We start from the raw sequence: 20,345 nt of genomic DNA, 5'->3' as shown, positions 1-20,345 counted from the left end.
CTTATTATTTTTCAGATACTTATCTGATTTGTATAATCTGCTGTTTTTAAGGCAGCACTTGTTTAAATTCTGTCAATTAAAGCGGCTCCAACATTAACTATAATTGAGCAACCTAATTTTTCAAGCCTCAGAGCCAGTTGTTTTTGCGACCTGTATGAAATGATCTCGCCGGTTAAACCCTTTAGCGCTCCGGCTTTTATTACAATTTTTTCACCTGGTTGCAGATCTTCCTGTGTAACCTCTATATCGGCAGAACTGGTTAACATCAGTTTCAGATCTTCAATTTGCCGCTCGGGCATGGTGGCAATAGCGCCCGAAAAATAAATGAACCGCGAAATGCCTTTGGTCATCAACACCTCTGTTTTTTGCCGCTCGCTTACCCTTACAAACAGGTATGATTTAATTAGCGGTTCCTCTACCCATTTTTTTCTGTCACTCCACTGCTTTTGCTGCCTGTGCAGCGGGAGATAGGCCTGTAAACCTTTATTGATAAGTGCCTGGTATGCTTTTTTCTCTGCGCGAGGCAACGTACATACCGGGTACCATTCAAATACCTCTGTTTTTAATGATTGAGCCATTATTTAACAGTAGCAATTCTATTTAAACCACCTCTTTATATTCCACCACTTGTTTTTTTGTTCATCGTCGGTGTAATATCCCTCAGCATCATACCCTGAATAATCAGAGTAATAATAATAACGGGTATTATAGCTCTCGCCGGTGAATTTGGTGGTGTAGTATCTTGAATGTAGAATGTCTTCTTTAAAAGCATTCAGAATGATAACTGTATTATTTAAATGGTACTCGCTGGCTATTTTTTGAGGTATAGTAGCTGAGTAATATTTTGATTTGCCGGAACGGATAACAAATACATTAATATCGCTTAGCCTTATCAACGGTATAGCGTCTGACACCAGCCCTACAGGTGCCGTATCAACCATGATAATGTCATATCTTTCGCGTAACTTTTCAATCAGGTCTGTCATTTTCCGGGTATGCAATAACTCCGAAGGATTGGGGGGCACCGGGCCCGAAGAAATAAAATCGAGGTTTTCCTGCTCTGTAGGTTGTATTATTTCCTCTAACGAGTTTTGATTGATGAGGTAGTTGCTAAGGCCTATGTTGTTATTAATGCCCAATGTTTTGTGCAATTTGGAACGTCTGAGATCGGCTGCGATGATCACCACTTTTTTATCGATCAATGATAGCGTGCTTGATAAGTTAACCGCTACAAATGATTTTCCCTCGCCGGCAATTTCAGAAGTTATACAAATAACCTTGCTCTTCTTTTCGGCAGCCAAAAAGTTAAGGTTGGTACGCACAGATCTAACCGACTCGGCAAAAATTGATTTAGGCTTACTGAGCGCTAATATCTTTGATCCGCTCTCGTCAATGTCATGAGGAAATTTACGTATAACACCAATAATAGGTACGGTTGTAAGGCTCTCAATGGTCTCTTTATCGTATATATATGGGTTTAAAATCCTGATCAAAATAATTGCGCCAAGGCCAAGCACCAAGCCATAAATAATAGCCTGCCTTTTAACGCCGCCCACATTTGGCGATACCGGCGAATGATTAGGCTGAGCCGGTTCAATTATACTTGCACCCGGCAATATTGCCGACCGGCTTATCTGAGCCTCAAGCTTTTTCTCAGAAAGGAATGAATAAACCTTATCATTTACCTCAAAGTCGCGTTTTAAGCTTACCAGGTTTCTTTCCGCAATGGGCAGTTTTTCAATACGTTGGTTAACCCCGGAAAGCTGCGCATCCAAATATTCAATGTTTCTCCGCAGGCGGGCAATGGTAGTGTTGATGTTTTGATAAGCGCTGTTTTTAACCTCCAGTATCTGTTGGTTGATGCTTTGTATTTGCGGCGAGGCGGTGTTGTATATTTTTAAAAGGCTCTGCTTCTCCGTGATCAAATTATTTAAACTGCTTACCAATGCGGCCAGCATAGGGTCAATATTACCTTCAAAATTAAAGTTGATATTGGCGTTGTTCCGGTCCTGATCAACTTGTTGTTTGAGCTGATTAACCGCCAAAAGCTGAATTTTTAGTAATGATCGCTGCGCGTCAATATCTTTGGCTTTACCTAATTCCGAGTCGGACGCAGTGCTAACATCCAATATTTTTGATGATTGTTTAAAGTTTTGTATTGATCCTTCAGACCCTTTGACTCTGCTGCGCATGGTATCCAACTGATCATCAATGAACTGGATCATTTGCGTAGCCGACTCGGTTTTGTGCCCGCGGTCATACTTCAAATACTCGTTCATAATGGCATTGAGCACGTCGGCAGCAAATACCGGGTTGGAATCTGTTTCCCTTAAAGCAATTATATTGGAGTTTTTGGCCGTTTCGCCGGCGCTGAAACCGCCTTTAACACGACCTAAAAAACTTTCGGGGATGTTGAATTTAAACAGGAATACTGCATTTTCCCTGCTATCGCTGCCTGGGGAAGCTATGTTGAAAACAGTATTACCAATAGTGATAGGACTGAAATAGATGTACTTGTTGTTTTTTACAACGCCGCCTTCATTATAGGTTAAATTGAAGGATGTTTTGTTTATGGGTTTGAAAGTGATTACCCCGCTGTAAAAATTCAAACTGTCAAATTTCAGCAGGTTAACCTTTAAGGGCTTATGTGGGTATAATTCACTTGTGCGTACCCTGCCTTCAACAAAAAAGCTAACTTTATAGTCAAGGTCTTTAATAGCATTTAACAGCAGGTTACTGCTTTGCAGTACCGCCAGTTCGCTTTGAACTCGTGATGGGCCTTTGTCGCTGTTGTTTATAACGCTTACCAGATCTGATATTTCAGATCGTTTTTCGTCAAACTTCATGGTAGCTGTAGTAGCAAAGGTTTGCGGGGTATACCACAGGTAAACAAGTGCAGCAATGTAGAACACTACCACGCTTCCGGCAATCCAATACCAGCGACTGGTTAAAATTTTAATAATTTTAAAATAGTCAAGCTCCTGGTTAGGCAGTTTAGGCTGTATATACTCTTTCCCTTCCATCTATCTTCGGGCAAGGGTAAATACTATTAACGCAGTGTTAATGAGCAGTAAAACAGGTTGCGCTACAACCGAGAAGTTTTGAACCTTTTTATTGCGAATAGCGGTTTTGTTTTGCGCAACGTATATCACATCGTCGCTGTTTAAAATATTTTTACTGTCGTAAATAGCGGCTGCATTACTCAGGTCAACGGTAACATCAGCATTAGTTTTTTCGCTTCTTATTATTTTAATATTCTTCTCGTTTGCAGATTCTGTTAAACCACCTGCCTGGCCCAAAACATCAACAAGACTGGTGTTGTCTTTAGCAAGTAAATAATTACCCGGCGATTTAACCTCGCCTAAAACAGTTACTTTAAGGTTAATTATTTTCAGATCGAATAAGGCATCCTTTAAATATTTTTTATTGTAAAGTTCTTCGATCAGCTTTCTGGCTTGTATACGGGTTAGTCCGGCTACGTGCACTCTTCCAAGGCCGGTTAATGCAATGGTTCCGTCATCGTCCACGTCGTAAGTGTCAGCATCCGCAGCAATTGTTGTATTGGTACTGCCTGTTGTGCCGGCTGACAGGTCTATAAGAGATTTACTGCTTTGTATATTTTTTATCTGCAATACATCCTGTGGCTTAATGCGGTAGTTACTAACGTTGGCACGAATTTTTTGATAGACGCTATCAGGAACTATGGTGTTTTGTTCAAAAAGTACTTGATTTTGCTTGTATGAACATGCTGAAAAAAGCAACAGGGTTACTACAAAAATTATGACAGGCAGGCGATTGATCAACAAAACGTTTTGCTTAATACTTAACATGTTTAGCGGTTAATTCAAAACTACACAATTGCATTAACAAACAAGCGTATTTTTTAACAAGTGCAGGCTCTAAAAATCTCATTAATAACCGTTACCCGAAACGCTGAAAGTACAATACAACGCTGTATTGAATCCGTTTTATTCCAAGATTATGCCAATGTTGAATACATAATAATTGACGGTAACTCAACAGATGGCACCGCCCAAATAATACGCAAACATATAAATGACATAGCCCGCTTTGTATCTGAACCGGATAAAGGTATATATGACGCTATGAATAAGGGCATTAAAATTGCCACCGGTGATGTAGTTGGCATATTGAACGCTGATGATTTTTTTGCAAGCCCGCAGGTGTTAAGTAATGTAGCACAGGCTTTTGCCAAAAATGAAATTGATGCTTTATACGGTGATCTGAATTATTTAAAACCGGATGGTGGAGTAGTTCGCAGGTGGGTGTCGGGGGCTTATAAAGCGTGGCGGTTTAATTGGGGATGGATGCCACCGCATCCTACCTTTTACTGCAAACGATTGTTCTTTAATAAGTTGGGTCTTTACGATCTTGATTTTGGTACCGCTGCCGACTATGAGTTGATGTTGCGGTTCATGTTTAAGAATAAGTTACAAGTTCATTACTTGAATAGCTTAATGGTTAATATGCAAACAGGTGGGGCAAGTAATCAAACTTTACTAAATCGTATTAAGGCCTGGAAGTCTGATTTAAGTGCAATGGGGAAAAATGGGGTTTTAATTCCACAGGTATGTGTAATATTTAAACCACTGCGAAAATTGATTCAATATTTATAAATGCTAATAGTTAAATGTGTTGATATGTTGGTAAAAATAACCTCCATTCAACTCCAATAAAGTTTTTTATGCCTGAACTTCTACTGAACAATCATTTTTATTATTTTGTTTTCATTTTTTTATGTGCTTTCGCATGTTCGTGGGCGGTAATACCATCTATATTGCATGTTGCGCGAGCCCGTCATTTATATGATGATATAGGGCATTTCAGAAAACAGCATGACCATGGCATACCACGTCTTGGCGGAGTGGCTATTTTTATCAGCTTTGCACTGTCGGCATTATTTTGTTCCATCATTGATTATAAATTTCCGGTAGCTTATATCCTGGCAGCCGCCATTATCCTGTTTATAATGGGTCTTAAGGATGACCTTTCGGGTGTTAACCCAAGTACCAAACTTTTTATACAGGTAATTGCTGCACTAATTTTGGTTTTGTGGGGAAACATAAGGTTAACCAGCATGTATGGCGTTTTAGATGTTTATGAACTGCCTTATACCTTAAGCTGCATATTATCAGTATTGGTGATAATTTTAGTTATTAACGCCTTTAACCTGATTGATGGCATTGACGGCCTGGCCGGTGTTACAGGTATTATTACCCATGTATCCTTCGCTGCCTTGTTTAGTTACACGCATCATTATAACCTTGCCCTCATATCAATAATTATGGTAGGGGCCATTTTAGGTTTTTTACGTTTTAACCTAACACCAGCTAAAATATTTATGGGCGATACCGGCTCGCTCTTTATCGGGCTGATATCTGTTATTATGGCTATTGAATTTATTGAAAGCAACAAGGTTTCGGTAGTCAATACATACGAGATCTACTCTGCGCCTGCGTTAGCAATTGCCATTTTAATAGGCCCTATATTTGATACCCTGCGCATATTCTTCATCAGGATAGTAAAAGGGGTAGGGCCGTTCACGGCAGACCGTAACCACATCCATCACCGTATGCTAAGGTTAGGCTTTAACCATATGCAAACCACATTTATATTGGCAGCCATTAATGTGTTGTCTATTGCTGTTACGCTGCTGTTCTCCACCCTCGGCAACTACACACTCATCATCCTGATATTTTTAATATCAATGTTATTCAACTGGCTAATTACTTTTCTTATCCGTTCAAAAGAGCGCGAAAATCTGGCGCTGCGCAACTTGTTTGTTTAATAATCATAATGTCTGTTTTTATGCGTGCGGCTTAACGTCAAAAAGCTTTTGATAACTTTGTGCCTTTAAAAGGGTGAAATGAATATAGCTATAAACGGATTTGGCAGAATAGGCAGAATATTTCTACGCAGTATTCTAACAGATAATGATATTAAGGTTGTTGCTATTAATGACCTTGCAGACACTCAAACGCTTGCTCATCTGTTTAAATATGACTCTGTTCACCGGGGCTTCAAAGGCGAAGTTAGCTTTGATGATGATCACTTATATATCAATAACCAAAAAATAAAGGTATTTGCTCAAAAAGACCCTGATACTTTACCCTGGGGCGAACTGGGTATTGACCTGGTGATAGAAGCTACAGGTAAGTTTCTGTCAAAACAGGGAGCCGGTAAGCACCTCGCGGCAGGAGCCAGGCAAGTTATACTTTCGGCACCACCGGCTGATAAAGACATTCCTACCGTTGTGTTAGGTGTTAATGATGATGCTATCAACCTGTCATCGCCCATATTATCCAATGCGTCATGTACCACTAATAACGTAGCGGCAATGGTGAAGATACTGGATGAGAATTGGGGAATAGTTGATGGTTACATTACCACCGTCCACTCCATGACCGGCGACCAAAGCCTGCACGATGCCCCCCATAAAGACCTGCGCCGCGCGCGTGCAGCATCCGCCTCTATAATTCCAACAACCACCGGGGCCGCTAAAGCAATCACTTCTATATTTCCACATCTTGACGGTAAGTTAGGTGGGGCAGGTATAAGGGTGCCGGTATTGAATGGCTCACTTACAGATTTTACCTGTCTGCTTAAACGTAAGCCCAGTGTTGCAGAGATAAACGCGGCCTTTAAATTGGCAGCAGAAGGAGAGTTAAAAGGAATTTTAGAATACACCGAAGATCCGATAGTATCCGCAGATATTTTAGATAACCCGCACAGCTGCATTTTTGATGCGCAGCTTACCTCAATTGTTGGCGATCTGGTTAAAGTAGTAGGGTGGTATGACAACGAAAGCGGCTATAGTAGCCGCCTCGCTGATCTGGTTGGTAAAATAAATAAGCTTTAATAACAAACTTTATTTGGTATAAACTAACGCAGCTGTTGCAGTACTTGCCGGGTAATCTTTCCCGAAAACTACATAGCTGGTAAATTTAACAGCATCAGTTTTGGTATTCAACAAAGTGTTTTGCTGATTAACAGCTTCCTGAGCGCTTGCAAACTGTTTGGTGAAGGTAAATGTGCGTAGCAAATGTAACTTAACCATTGTTTTGCCATTAACTACCGCATCTGTTTTGGTAACCTCACTTAAAACTTTAAGGTCATTACCATGCCATCCGGTAGTGTAAGTTCCGTTTGGACCCGGTGTAGTATATTGCAATCCGTTTAAAGCCGAAGCAGAAAAGTCCTCATTCAGGCGGATGCTGTAAGAGAGATCATAGCCCTTGGGGTCAAGCAATGCGCTTAGATCTTCAGTGTAAACTAATTTAAGTGTGCTACCATCTACAGCTGTTTTTACAATTTGTGCAGGTATGCTAATGTTTATCTGGCGCAACTTTTCATCTTCGGTAAGGCCAACAGATGTACCATTGTTGTTGCTCACGCCGGTGTTGTTCCATTCAACGTCCCGGATATCTTTTTTACAGCTTGAAAAGCCTAAAAAAACAACCAAAACAGGTACTAATAATCTTTGAGTAATAGGGGTAACTTTCATTTTAATAGCTTTTATTGTTTTCATAGATGATAAGATAATTACCAAAGTCGGGCCATTAAATGCGCATAAAACTTAACCGATTACTTCAAAAGGGAATAATTGATAAAAAAAGCAGATTTTACAACTTTTACTATTAAATAGGTAAATAGTAATGCGCAAAGTGGTACAAAATATTACATAAAGCATAAAATTCTAAATGTTGAAGTAGAATTTAGGAAGAGGCTTGTTGGGAAATTAATACCACGCTTCCCCAAATTTTCTACAAATTTGCCATGTTAATAACGTATGATAAAGTTTATAAAAGTTGAAGAAGCACTTCCGTTGCGCAACGTTGTGTTGAGAGAAGGAAAGCTCACGCCTGATGAATGCCGTTTCCCGTCAGACAACCTGCCCGGCAATTTTCATTTAGGATATTTTGATAACGAGCAACTGATTTGTATTGCTTCATTTCATCCTCAAAGTTATGGCGAGTACACTGGTTTAGGCTACCAACTGCGAGGCATGGCCACAGCCGATGGTTACCGCGGCAAAGCAATAGGATACCAACTGGTTGATTTTGCTAAACTCCATTTGCAAAAAATAAATGCCAGCTATGTATGGTGCAATGCCCGGCAGGTGGCTGTTAGGTTTTATGAGCGCCTGGGTTTTGAAATTGTATCTGATCAGTTTGAAGTGCCGGGTATTGGTCCGCATTACGCTATGTATGCTAAACTATAATATATACTGCCTGCCTTTTTTAAAATACCATTGGGCTATTAAAATTAAAATGCTCAATTTGGCATCCGCTTAGCAAAAAACACAACTTGCATGAAAACAATTGACCAGATAAATTTTTCGGGAAAGAAAGCGCTAATACGCGTTGATTTTAACGTTCCTTTAGATGAGAACGGAAACATTACAGATGACAACCGCATAACCGCGGCCCTGCCTACCATCAAAAAAATTATTAAAGATGGTGGCGCCGTGATCTTAATGTCGCACATGGGCCGCCCTAAAAACGGACCCAACGAAAAAGACTCATTAAAACACGTTATAAAGCATTTATCTGATCTGTTAGGTGTGCAGGTTGAGTTTGCTGATGACTGTATTGGCGAACAAGCTACAGAAAAAGCGCAAGCGCTTAAAGACGGCCAGGTATTACTTTTAGAGAACCTGCGTTTTTACAAAGAAGAAGAAAAAGGCGATGCTGATTTTGCGAAGAAATTAGCTGCTTTAGGTGATGTTTATGTGAATGATGCATTTGGTACTGCGCATCGCGCACACGCCTCAACTGCCGTTATTGCACAGTTTTTTCCTGATGCAAAATACTTTGGTTACCTGATGGGCGCCGAGTTAAGTAATGCCGAAAAAGTATTGAACAATCCGGAGCGCCCGTTCACGGCCATTATGGGTGGTTCAAAGGTATCTGATAAGATATTATTGATTGAGCGTTTATTAGATAAAGTTGATAACCTGATTATTGGAGGTGGTATGGCTTACACTTTTGCAAAGGCAAATGGTGGAAACATTGGTACCTCACTGGTTGAATTGGAGAAACTGCAACTGGCGCTTGACCTGGTACAAAAAGCAAAAGATAAAGGCGTTAAATTGTTATTGCCTTTGGATAACGTTATAGCCGACGACTTCAACAACAATGCTAAAACAGATGTGGCTAAAACAGGAGAGATACCGGATAACTGGATGGGATTAGATATTGGTCCGGAAACTGTTAAACTATTTAGTGAAGTGATAGAGAATTCAAAGACCATTTTATGGAACGGCCCGATGGGTGTGTTTGAAATGGATACCTTTATGGTGGGCACCAAAGCGGTGGCTGATGCGGTTGTTAAGGCTACTTCAGCAGGCGCGTTCTCGCTGATAGGTGGTGGTGACTCGGCAGCAGCTGTATCTAAATTTGGATTAACTGCCGATGTTAGCTACGTATCAACCGGCGGTGGCGCTTTATTAGAATACATGGAAGGTAAAGAACTTCCCGGTGTTAAAGCTATCAACGAGGACTAACCTTGATCTTTAAGATTTAAGGATTACCCTGAATTTTCATAAACAACAATGCCACCCAAAAGGGTGGCATTGTTGTTTATGGTGTTTTTAATAACCTGTAATATGATGTAATGTTTTGTTTATAAGCAAGTTGAAAGAAATTTATACGTAAATAGCCTGACTTAAAAGTTAGCAAAAAATCGTTTCACCCGTTTCATTTTCGTCTCACTATAAAATAGTAAAATCATAATAATCAGAATTTTAAATAAAAAATCGTCTCACATCGTCTCATATATTCAGTGAAACGATATGATACGATTTCGTGTCTATCTTAATCTACCTTCTTGCCCTTCATTGCTGTAGCAATGGCAGTATCCATTAAACGCTCAGCAAAGGGGCGGGTATATTCATTCAAAGTATCAATGGCTTTGTGTATGCGGTCTTTGTCGCCACCGGTGAGTTCCTGTTTTAGCTCAGCTAATAGCTTATGAGTTTCAGTAGTTTCCTCTTCAGTAACGTGTTCCCCGTTCTTTTGCAGGAAGCGCTCAACGGTGTATATCATCTGCTCACCCTCTGTACGGGCTTCTATTACCATGCGTTGGGCTACATCATCTTTAGCGTGGGTAATGCTGTCCATTAGCATTTGCTCCACCTGGTCATCAGTAATACCGTAAGTAGGCTTAACCTCCACCTCCTGCTTCACACCCGAACGTAGTTCAATAGCCTGTATCTTTAAAATGCCATCGGCGTTCAGCAAAAAGTTAATGTCCACCTTAGGGAAGCCTGCCGGCATAGCAGGTATGCCTTTTAATTCAAATTCAGCCAGTTTACGGTTCTCGGCTATCAGGTCACGTTCACCCTGATAAACAGCTATCTTCATATTTACCTGCCCGTCTTTTGATGTGGTGTACTGTCGGCCTGCTTTAGTTGGCACCTTGCTGTTACGCGGGATGATCACATCCATCAGCCCACCCATGGTCTCAATACCTAAGGACAGAGGTGTAACATCCAGTAACAAAATATCCCTGCGGTTACCTGCCAAAACATCCGCCTGAATAGCAGCGCCAAGCGCCACAACCTCATCAGGGTTAACATCATCATGCACCGGGCGACCAAAAAAGTCGGATACCATTTTCTTAACAAGTGCTGTGCGGGTAGAGCCACCTACCATAACTACCTCGTCAATCTGCTTAACGTTCAATTTGGCATCTTTCAGGGCATTCTCGCAGGCTTTAATGGTTTGTTGAACCTTTGGCAGTATCAACTGCTCAAATGTAACGCGGTCTAAGGTGCACCATATATCGCCAATCTTTTCGTTGAACAGACTTTGGTGGGCAAATGCCTTTTTGGCTTCTTCCGCTTTTAAGCGTAAGGCCTGGGTTAGTTCGCGGTTATGGCTAACCTCATCAGCATTCAGCTGGTTTTGCGCAATCCAATGGTCAACAATGGCGCGGTCAAAATCATCGCCACCTAAAAAGGTATCGCCATTGGTAGATAATACCTCAAAAATGCCGTTCTGTATCTGTAGTATGGAAACGTCAAAAGTACCGCCGCCTAAGTCATAAACGGCTATGGTTTTGGTCTCTTCGGGGTTTAAGCCTATACCGTAAGCTAAACTCGCGGCAGTAGGTTCATTAACAATTCGTAGTACGTCTAACCCGGCCAGTTTGCCGGCATCGCGGGTAGCCTGCCGCTGCGAATCATTAAAATATGCCGGAACAGTGATTACAGCACGGTTAACCGGCGTTTTTAAAGCGTGTTCGGCACGTGCTTTTAGCTCTTTTAGTATTAGCGACGAAAGTTCAATAGGGGTGTAGAACTTGTCGCCCACGTTTATTTTAACCAGGCTTTCAGAATCATCATCAATTACCTTATAAGAGAAGAAGTTCTTGTAGTTAGCTATGTCTTTGTATGCACGGCCTAAAAGTCGCTTAACAGAAAATATAGTGTTTTGCGGGTCGGTTACCAGGTAGTTTTTAGCTTCATTACCAACGGTAATTTCGCCGGCTTCACCAAAATGAACCACTGAGGGTACCAATACACCTTTACCCATGTCGTTTATCACCTGTGGGTTTTTGTCGGGATTGATAAAGGCCACCAAAGAGTTGGTAGTACCCAGGTCAATACCTACAATAATTTCTTCTTTTTGTATAGAGCCTGTCGCCAGGTTGATAGAAACTTTAGCCATGGTGTAATTTTAACAATGGGCAAAGGTATACAGTTTTACCCTTTGCTGTGTCATGTTATTGTGAATTGCTTTAAAAGGCCTAACTTGCAATACTCAACTGACAATGATGGCTAAAACGCTATTAAAATTCGCGCTGCTTTTTTTGCTGATACTCCTTACAACATTTGCCGCTGTTGCTCAGCAGTTTGGTGGCAACCCACCATCGGTTAAATGGAAGCAGGTAAATACGCCGGCTGCTAAAGTTATTTTCTCGCAAGGGTTAGATTCTATTGCCATGCGGGTTGCTGCCACAATTGAGCATATTAACCAACCTATAAAACCTACCATCGGCCTAAAGCAAAAACAGATAAGTATTGTACTACAGGATAAAACCACCATTACTAATGCTTATGTAGGACTGGCACCATTCAGGAGCGAATTTTATTTAACACCCGATCAGAACAGTTTTGAGTTAGGAAGTTTACCCTGGGCAGAGCAGTTGGCAATTCACGAATACCGCCACGTGCAGCAGTACAATAATTTCAATGTTGGGTTATCAAAGGCAATGTCTATCATATTTGGACAGGGCGGACAGGCGGTGGCTAACAGCTTGTCAGTACCCGATTGGTTTTTTGAGGGGGATGCGGTATATAACGAGACTTTAGTGAGCAGGCAGGGCAGGGGGCGTTTGCCTTACTTCTACAATGGCTACCGTGCATTATGGGCCGCTGATAAAAACTATAGTTGGATGAAGCTGCGCAACGGCTCACTAAAAGATTACATACCCGATTGGTATCCTATGGGGTACATGCTGGTAGCCTACGGGCGTGAAAAATACGGTAGCGAGGTTTGGCGCAACATAACGCATGATGCTGCATCATTTAACGGATTATTTTACCCGATGCAGGGTGCTATAAAAAAATACACCGGTAAAAGCTTTAAAGATTTTAGAGCAGATGGCTTGAACTTCTTTAAACAGCAATATCAATACAAACCCGCCACCCGGCCATCCAGCCCCTCTGTAGTTAACCAGGAGTTTCCGGCTTATGTAAATGACAGTACGCTTGTTTACGTTACCACAACGTATAACAAGCTGCCTCAATTCACCCTGAGTAAAAATGGCATAGAAACCAAGATAAGTATACGGTCGCGGTCTTTAGACAACTATTTTAATTACCGCAATGGTAAGGTAGTTTATGCGGCTTACCGCCCCGATGCCCGTTGGACCTACCTTGACTACAGCGAACTGCGCGTACTGGATATTAACACCGGCAAAGAAAAGCAGATCACTCACGCCACCAAATACTTTGGGCCTGCTTTTAATGCTGATGCAACACAGATAGTGGCTGTAAAAACAGTTGCCGGCCAAAGCTGGCTGCATATTTTAGATGCAGCTACAGGTAACTTATTGAATGAAATACCTAATCCCAGCAAGTTGCTTTACACATACCCCAAGTTTTATGATGACGATCATCTCATTTCGGCAATAAGGACGCCAAAAGGGGAGATGACAATAGGGTTGGTACAAATAAAAACAGGTAGCGTAAAGTACTTGCTGCCGTTATCTTACAACCCCATCGCGTTTCTTACTTTAAATAATGACGAGGTCTACTTTTCGGCCACCTCCGGCAAAAACGACAGGCTATATAAGTTGAATCCCTCAAGCGGAAAGTTATCAGAATTGAAGGCTGATGTTTCTGATCTCAACCAATATCAGCCTGCAATTGCCGGCAATAAAATAAGCTGGGTTGAATTCACCGGTTACGGTTTCAAAGTGCGCAGTGATGTTACCGATGTTTCCAAATGGAGGGAGGTTGCTCATCAAGCAAAATCGCTATCTGATTTTGAAGTAACATCGCTCGAAAACAATTCTGCAACAGACGCAACAGCGGGAACATCAGTGCAAACGCTGCCCATAACCAAATATAGCAAAGCACATGGCCTGTTTAACTTTCATAGCCTGATACCAGATTTTAGCGACCCTAATTACCAGCTGGCTTTAGTTAGCGAGAACGTGCTGAACACTTTCCAGTCGCAGCTATCATTCAATTATAACAGGGATGAAGGCTACAAGCAATTTGGTTTTGATGCCACGTATGGGGCTTTGTTCCCGTTTGTGCGTGGCGGTGTTAACTTCACATTAGACAGGCGCAGCCTGTTTAACGGAGAGCGCATTTACTTCAATGAAAAAGACATTTACTTGGGTCTGCACGTGCCGCTTAATTTAAGTAACGGCAGGCATCTTACTTCGCTCAACTTTGGCAGTGATGTGTATTACACAAGTAACACTATTCAGGATCCATTCCGCTCCCGGTTCCGCGATCGTAATTATACCTACCTTAGCCATTCAGTAACGTTTAGCAACCGCATACAACAGGCAAGGCAGCATATTTATCCTCGCTTTGGTCAAAGTATTACGTTAAGTTACAGGCACGCCATTGATGGGCTGCAGGCTACGCAATTTTTAGCAAATGGTACTTTATACCTGCCCGGCATTTTACGTAACCACAATTTGGTTATTAACGCGGCTCATCAGGAAAAAGGCAAACAAAGCCAGGTTGATTTCTCTAACAATTTTCCGTTTTCACGTGGTTATGACGCGGAGAATTTACAGCAATTAAACAAGATCGGTGTGAACTATCATTTTCCGCTTTTTTATCCAGATGCAGGGGTTGCGCAAACCGTATATTTTTTACGTGTTAGGGCCAACTTGTTTTTTGATTATACGCACGCTAATGATACCTTCAGTAATGGTTCATTGTTCCGGGCCGATTTCCGCACAGCGGGTGCCGAGTTGTATTTTGATACTAAATGGTTCAATCAGCATCCGTTAACTTTTGGTGTTCGTTATAGTTATTTGATGGACAGGGATTATTTTGGCGGGTTGGGTAAAAACAGGATAGAGTTAATTCTGCCCGTTGCTTTCTTTTAACGATACATTTTGTTAATTTGGTGTGCCATGAATCGCATCGACCGCATATCTGCCATCCTGATACAACTGCAATCGCGCAGGGTAGTAAAAGCTGCTGACATTGCCGAACGTTTTAACATCAGCTTACGCACAGTTTATCGCGACGTGAAAACTTTGGAAGAAGCAGGTATCCCTTTGATAGGTGAGGCCGGCGTAGGTTACTCCATTATGGATGGTTACCGGCTACCGCCTGTAATGTTTACCCGGGAGGAAGCCACCGCCTTTTTAACAGCCGAAAAGTTTGTGGAGACCTTAACAGATGCCTCTACCAGCAGTAACTACCGCTCGGCTATGTACAAGGTAAGGGCTGTGTTAAAAAATAATGAAAAGGAACTGCTGGAAGGGATGGATGACAGGATAGAAGTACTGCAAGGAATGGCGCGCGCCAACGTTAACCCAACAGACCATATCCAAACCATATTGCAAAGCATAGGGCAGAAAAAGGTTTTGTCTTTAAATTATTTTGCGCAGCATAGTCAGGAGTTAACTAAGCGCTTTGTTGAGCCGGTGGGCATATTTTATTCAGCTAATTACTGGCACCTCATTGCATGGTGCAGGCTGCGAAACTCATACCGCGACTTCAGGGTTGACCGCATCAAAAACCTTTCAATAACAGATGAACAATTTGAAAGTGAGCATCCAACGCTTAAGGAATATATAGCTAAAACCGCCTGCGAGCAAAACTTGGAGCGTGTGGTGATCAGCGTTGACAGAAAAATACACTCGCATTTGGAGCATCAAAAGTATTATAGTGGCTTTGTATCTGAAAGAACGGTGGGAGATAGCATTGAAATGACCTTTTTAACTACCTCTGTTGAAGGTTTTGCACGTTGGTATATGATGTTTGGCGAGTACGCCGATATTTTAGAGTCGGAAAACTTAAAAGAGTATGTTAAAGCTAAACTGGAGGCTATTTATATACGCATCAATCAGGATGTTCAGGTAGTTTGACGAAAGCTATCCGGCCTTTAATAAAACATGTTTAGGGCTTTTTTGTATATTTGGTTGAATGCATAGCAAAGCAAACCATAAATATCTTCTCTCCGCTTTGCTGCCGTTATTGATCATTGCGGCTGTGTTTTTTGGCGGAGCTCCAAAAAAAGTTAGCGCTGTTTCTGATAAAGCTCCCTTGAGTCTTTCAAAAGCTATTACATCAGCTCAGCATGAAGTTCCGTTTGTAAGTAACGATGTTCCGCAGCTTTCAAGGGCTGACTACCGTTCGCCGTTGAAAAACCTGGCTGTGATATTTTTACTTTCATTGGTACCATTCGCTTTTAAAACCAATAGCCGGCACACAGTATTTTTTTCACCGGGTAGTTATTCTTATCTATTTAAAAACCTTTTCCCCGAACTCGAATTTAGTTAAAACCTAAGATCTGTTACTCCTGTATATTGTTTCGCTACGGCAATTTTCAGTTTATACTATTGTGTTTTAATTTATTCTGTTCCTGATGATCCATTTACCTCATTTAATAACCGACCTTGGGCTTATTTTGGCCGCAGCCGGTTTTACTACTTTAATCTTTAAAAAAATAAAACAACCCATTGTATTGGGTTACATATTGGCGGGCTTATTGGTTGGTCCGCATTTTACATTGTTACCCACCGTTGCCGATGATGAAAGCATAAAAATATGGGCCGAAATAGGTGTTATATTCCTGCTGTTTAACCTGGGTTTGGAGTTTAGCTTTAAGAAGCTGGCCAACGTGGGTGGAACCGCATCAGTAACTGCTGTGGTAGAGGTGGTATTTATGTTGTTCATTGGCTATTTGGCTGGTGTAGCCATGGGCTGGAAAACAATGGACGCCATATTTTTAGGCGGCATACTATCCATCTCATCAACCACCATTATTATCAGGGCATTTGAAGAACTCAACGTAAAGCATAAAAAGTTTGCGGGATTGGTTTTTGGCGTACTGATCGTTGAAGATCTGGTAGCCATATTGCTTTTGGTATTACTGTCTACTTTGGCTGTTAGTCAGCAATTCTCAGGCACCGAAATGTTGGTGTCTGTGCTGAAACTGGTGTTCTTCCTTACGCTTTGGTTCTTAGGCGGGATCTTCCTCATTCCAACCTTTCTGAAAAGAACCCGCAGTTTAATGACCGATGAGACCATGCTCATCGTATCAATTGCATTATGTATAGCCATGGTTATACTGGCCGTTCAGGTAGGCTTTTCGCCCGCGTTAGGAGCCTTCATTATGGGTTCCATATTGGCAGAGACCACGCAGGCTGAGCGTATTGAACATTTAACCAAATCTGTTAAGGACCTGTTTGCGGCTGTGTTTTTCGTGTCGGTTGGTATGCTGATAGATCCAGGTGTACTGGTTGATTATGCTTTGCCTATTGTTGTCATTACCGTAGCAACGGTATTTGGCAAATTTATAAGCAGCGCGTCGGGTATGTTGCTTTCAGGGCAATCATTAAAAAATTCCGTTCAATCAGGGATGAGTTTGGCGCAAATAGGAGAATTTTCTTTCATCATCGCAACACTGGGGCTTTCACTCAAGGTTACCAGCGATTTCCTTTATCCAATAGCTGTTGCAGTGTCTGCCGTAACAACTTTCACTACGCCCTATCTCATTAAATTATCAGAGCCTTTTTATAAGTTTTTAGAGCAAAAACTCCCGCAAAGGTGGGTGAAGGGTTTAAGCCGTTACAGTTCGGATACGCAGAATATTACTACAATGAGCGACTGGAAGAAGCTGTTGAAGGCTTACGCCTATAACTCCTTTATTCACGGTGTTATAATGGTGGGTATTATTGTGGCATCTATGAAATACCTACATCCTTTTATCACCGAAAATATTACTAACGGATTAAAAGGCACACTGATAACCATAGGTATATCGTTTGTGGTTATGGCTCCGTTTTTATGGGCGTTCACCCTCCGGAGAATTGAAAAGAAAGCCTACTCGCATTTATGGTTAAACAAAAAAGATAGCAGGGGGCCGCTTGTTGTACTTGAATTACTGCGTATACTCTTCGGCTTGTTATTTGTTGGCTTTCTGCTGATCCAGTATTTTGATAAATGGTTAGGTATAACTTTAATATTGCTGACGATAGGCGGCGCCGTGCTGCTATTTTCAAGACGATTACAATCTTTTTACGATCGTTTGGAAACCCGCTTTTTACGGAACCTGAACGAGCGGGAAGAGCAACAAAATGCGAAAAATAAAATAGCGCCATGGGACACGCACCTGGCCCAATTTGAGATATCGCCTCAATCAAGTTTTATAGGTAAAACACTGATGGAGTTAGGCATACGCGAGCAATACGGCGTAAACATAGCGTTGATAGAACGAGGAAAGCTGGTGATACCAACCCCCGGACCCAATGAACGATTATACCCGATGGATAAACTCACCGTAATTGGTACTGACGAAGAAATTGCAGCAGTAAAAGCACTTGCTGAAGAGTTTACGCCTGATGACGACAATCAAAACGTAAAGAAGAGTATGGAATTACAACAAGTGGTAATATCATCCAACTCTCCGGTTTGTGGTATCTCTATAAGGCAGTCGGGTATACGGGAAAATGCTCAGGGCCTTATTGCCGGTATTGAACGTGATGGTAACCGTGTGCTCAATCCCGAATCAACCTGGGTATTTAAGCCCGGAGATATTGTTTGGATAGTTGGCAACAAGCGGAAAATTGTAGAGTTGCTGCGTTAAAATAAATTTCCATCAACAATACTTATTGATGGGTTGTTAAGCTGATAAAGAGATAATTATGTCAAACATCAGCTTAATAACCAAAATTGATATTCATAGGCCTGCCGCCGAGGTGTGGGAGGCTTTGACAGATCCGGAGATTATTAAACAGTACTTTTTTGGCACCGATGTTAAAACAGATTGGAAGCAAGGTAGCGCGATAGTATGGACAGGCGAATGGCAAGGTAAAACCTATCAGGATAAGGGCAAAGTGTTGGAGATCGATCCTGGGCGCTATGTGAAATATAGCTATTGGAGCAGTATGAGCGGTACAGAGGATAAGCCCGAAAACTACCAGAACGTTAGCTACAGGCTAAATGAAGTAAATGGTATAACTACTTTAGAACTAACGCAAGACAATATTAAAGACGAAGCCGCCAAACAGCACTCAGAGCAAAACTGGCAAATGGTTTTTGGCAAAATGAAAGAGCTGTTGGAAAGGCCGAAAGTAAAATAAATAAAAACCGTTATTGCGAAGCACGAAGCAATCCCAAAAAGATAAGTAGCCCGCTGATAGTTTAGCGGATTACATGTCGCTTTGCTTGTCGCTTCAGAGATTGCTTCGTACTTCGCAATGACGTTGGGTTATGGTTTCTATCTTTCAAAAGCCATCCTCATTCCCACTTCATTACTCACAAAAGCTCCTTTGTTCCAGGCCAGTTTGCCCGATACGATTGTATGCTCAATAGTTGAACGGAATGTAGCGCCTTCAAACGGGCTCCAACCGCATTTATACAGGATGTTGCTTTTGTTTACCTGCCATGGTTTGTTAAGATCAACCAACGCCAGATCGGCATAGTAGCCCTCCCGTATAAATCCACGTTTAGCTATCTGGAAAAGGATAGCCACGTTATGCGCCATTTTCTCGGCTATCTGTTCCAAAGTAATTTTACCATGGTGGTAAAGCTCTAACATGGCAGGCAGGGCATGCTGCACCAATGGTCCGCCTGAAGGGGCTTGTAAATAGCTTTGCGCTTTCTCTTCAATGGTATGCGGGGCGTGGTCGGTTGCAATTACGTCAATGCGGCCATCAAGCACCGCTTTTAAAATACCTTCCCGGTCTTGCGCAGTTTTAACAGCAGGGTTCCATTTTATTAAGTTGCCTTTGGTGTGGTAATCCTCATCGCTAAACCATAGGTGGTGTACACAAGCTTCGGCAGTTATGCGTTTTTCTTTAAGGGGAATGGTATTGTCAAAAAGATGCGTTTCTTTCTCTGTAGAGATATGCAGAATGTGTAAACGGGCACCATGTTTCTTAGCCAGTTCAACCGCCATAGAAGATGATAAATAACAAGCCTCTTCGCTGCGTATTTTAGGGTGCAAGGTTACGGGGATATCTTCACCATAGAGCTGCTTGTAATGCGCCAGGTTAGCTTTGATGGTAGCCTCATCCTCACAATGCGTAGCGATCAGCATTGGCGATCTGGAGAATAGATTCTCTAACGTAGTGGGATTATCCACCAGCATATTGCCGGTTGATGAGCCCATAAATACCTTAATTCCGCAAACCCGCGTAGCATCGGTACGTAACACCTCGTCAATATTGTCATTAGATGCCCCCATAAAAAAGGAGTAGTTAGCCAATGAGCGTCGCGAGGCTATATCGTATTTATCCTGTAATAATTGTTGCGTTAGTGTGTTGGGCACGGTGTTAGGCATTTCCATAAAAGAGGTGATACCACCCGCTACGGCCGCGCGAGATTCTGTGTAGATATCGGCTTTATGCGTTAATCCCGGCTCCCGGAAATGCACCTGGTCATCAATGGCTCCGGGGAAAAGGTGCAGGCCTTCAGCATTAATAACTTCATCAGCGTTTACGTCAACATGGGAATCAATACGTTCAATAAAACCGTCTTTAATAAATACATCTGCATTAACTTGTTTGCCTTCGTTAACTATAGTTGCTGATTTGATGAGGATAGTAGCCATGCAACAAAGGTAAAACTTGAAAGGCAAATGTTGGTGACAAAATTGTGCGGGTGGTTCAGG

The 20,345-nt window shown here is 41.8% G+C and carries 16 protein-coding genes; 10 read left to right on the top strand and 6 right to left on the bottom strand.

Features of this window, described 5'->3' with window-relative positions:
• Positions 1–62 precede the first annotated feature (62 nt).
• The 3 genes from CLV57_RS12790 to CLV57_RS12780 are packed head-to-tail and all read right to left on the bottom strand — an operon-like array spanning position 63 to position 3,830.
• Positions 63–578, bottom strand: coding sequence for a UpxY family transcription antiterminator (locus CLV57_RS12790; protein WP_245857047.1), 516 nt, complete (start codon positions 576–578; stop codon positions 63–65).
• An 18-nt stretch (positions 579–596) separates the two neighbouring features.
• Entirely contained in the window at positions 597–3,023 is a 2,427-nt protein-coding gene (locus CLV57_RS12785) for a GumC family protein (protein ID WP_100341784.1), read from the bottom strand.
• Positions 3,024–3,830: a polysaccharide biosynthesis/export family protein gene (locus CLV57_RS12780; protein WP_100341783.1), complete on the bottom strand. Its 807-nt coding sequence runs from the start codon at positions 3,828–3,830 to the stop codon at positions 3,024–3,026.
• A gap of 60 nt (positions 3,831–3,890) precedes the next feature.
• Here CLV57_RS12780 and CLV57_RS12775 point away from each other — a divergent pair, with 60 nt between their 5' ends.
• The 3 genes from CLV57_RS12775 to gap all read left to right on the top strand — a co-directional run bounded on the left by CLV57_RS12775 (position 3,891) and on the right by gap (position 6,880).
• Positions 3,891–4,637, top strand: coding sequence for a glycosyltransferase family 2 protein (locus tag CLV57_RS12775; protein ID WP_100341782.1), 747 nt, complete (start codon positions 3,891–3,893; stop codon positions 4,635–4,637).
• 68 nt (positions 4,638–4,705) lie between these two features.
• Positions 4,706–5,809 carry an MraY family glycosyltransferase gene (locus CLV57_RS12770; protein WP_100341781.1) on the top strand — a complete coding sequence of 368 codons (1,104 nt, stop codon included), beginning with the start codon at positions 4,706–4,708 and terminating at the stop codon, positions 5,807–5,809.
• A gap of 78 nt (positions 5,810–5,887) precedes the next feature.
• Positions 5,888–6,880: a type I glyceraldehyde-3-phosphate dehydrogenase gene (gap, locus tag CLV57_RS12765; RefSeq protein WP_100341780.1), complete on the top strand. Its 993-nt coding sequence runs from the start codon at positions 5,888–5,890 to the stop codon at positions 6,878–6,880.
• A 9-nt stretch (positions 6,881–6,889) separates the two neighbouring features.
• On the opposite strand, the gene CLV57_RS12760 is transcribed toward gap, so the two are convergent.
• Entirely contained in the window at positions 6,890–7,549 is a 660-nt protein-coding gene (locus tag CLV57_RS12760; protein ID WP_100341779.1) for a hypothetical protein, read from the bottom strand.
• A 261-nt stretch (positions 7,550–7,810) separates the two neighbouring features.
• On the opposite strand from CLV57_RS12760, the gene CLV57_RS12755 reads away from it, so the two are divergent.
• Positions 7,811–8,242 carry a GNAT family N-acetyltransferase gene (locus CLV57_RS12755; protein WP_100341778.1) on the top strand — a complete coding sequence of 144 codons (432 nt, stop codon included), beginning with the start codon at positions 7,811–7,813 and terminating at the stop codon, positions 8,240–8,242.
• A gap of 90 nt (positions 8,243–8,332) precedes the next feature.
• Positions 8,333–9,526: a phosphoglycerate kinase gene (locus tag CLV57_RS12750; protein WP_100341777.1), complete on the top strand. Its 1,194-nt coding sequence runs from the start codon at positions 8,333–8,335 to the stop codon at positions 9,524–9,526.
• A 310-nt stretch (positions 9,527–9,836) separates the two neighbouring features.
• On the opposite strand, the gene hscA is transcribed toward CLV57_RS12750, so the two are convergent.
• A complete protein-coding gene (gene hscA, locus CLV57_RS12745; RefSeq protein WP_100341776.1) occupies positions 9,837–11,693 on the bottom strand; it encodes a Fe-S protein assembly chaperone HscA in 1,857 nt (618 codons plus the stop codon).
• A 103-nt stretch (positions 11,694–11,796) separates the two neighbouring features.
• On the opposite strand from hscA, the gene CLV57_RS12740 reads away from it, so the two are divergent.
• The 5 genes from CLV57_RS12740 (at position 11,797) to CLV57_RS12720 (ending at position 18,813) form a co-directional block, all read left to right on the top strand.
• On the top strand, positions 11,797–14,604 hold the full coding sequence (locus CLV57_RS12740) for a hypothetical protein (RefSeq protein WP_157799153.1): 2,808 nt from the start codon (positions 11,797–11,799) through the stop codon (positions 14,602–14,604).
• A 27-nt stretch (positions 14,605–14,631) separates the two neighbouring features.
• The gene (locus CLV57_RS12735; RefSeq protein ID WP_100341774.1) at positions 14,632–15,594 is read left to right on the top strand and encodes a helix-turn-helix transcriptional regulator; all 963 of its coding nucleotides are present in this window, start codon (positions 14,632–14,634) and stop codon (positions 15,592–15,594) included.
• A gap of 58 nt (positions 15,595–15,652) precedes the next feature.
• The gene (locus tag CLV57_RS12730; RefSeq protein ID WP_100341773.1) at positions 15,653–16,009 is read left to right on the top strand and encodes a hypothetical protein; all 357 of its coding nucleotides are present in this window, start codon (positions 15,653–15,655) and stop codon (positions 16,007–16,009) included.
• Between the two features lie 85 nt (positions 16,010–16,094).
• Positions 16,095–18,317, top strand: a complete 2,223-nt coding sequence (locus tag CLV57_RS12725) for a cation:proton antiporter (RefSeq protein WP_100341772.1) — start codon at positions 16,095–16,097, stop codon at positions 18,315–18,317.
• A gap of 58 nt (positions 18,318–18,375) precedes the next feature.
• Complete coding sequence (locus CLV57_RS12720; protein ID WP_100341771.1) at positions 18,376–18,813, top strand: SRPBCC family protein; 438 nt, start codon at positions 18,376–18,378, stop codon at positions 18,811–18,813.
• A 137-nt stretch (positions 18,814–18,950) separates the two neighbouring features.
• Here CLV57_RS12720 and CLV57_RS12715 read toward each other — a convergent pair whose 3' ends face one another.
• Complete coding sequence (locus CLV57_RS12715) at positions 18,951–20,285, bottom strand: dihydroorotase (RefSeq protein WP_100341770.1); 1,335 nt, start codon at positions 20,283–20,285, stop codon at positions 18,951–18,953.
• Between the last annotated feature and the right edge of the window lie 60 nt (positions 20,286–20,345).

It is taken from the genome of Mucilaginibacter auburnensis, from assembly GCF_002797815.1.
GTDB classification, from domain to species: Bacteria; Bacteroidota; Bacteroidia; order Sphingobacteriales; family Sphingobacteriaceae; genus Mucilaginibacter; species Mucilaginibacter auburnensis.
The sequence above is the reverse complement of the archived record's forward strand: the minus strand, read 5'-3'. Positions and strand labels throughout refer to the sequence as shown.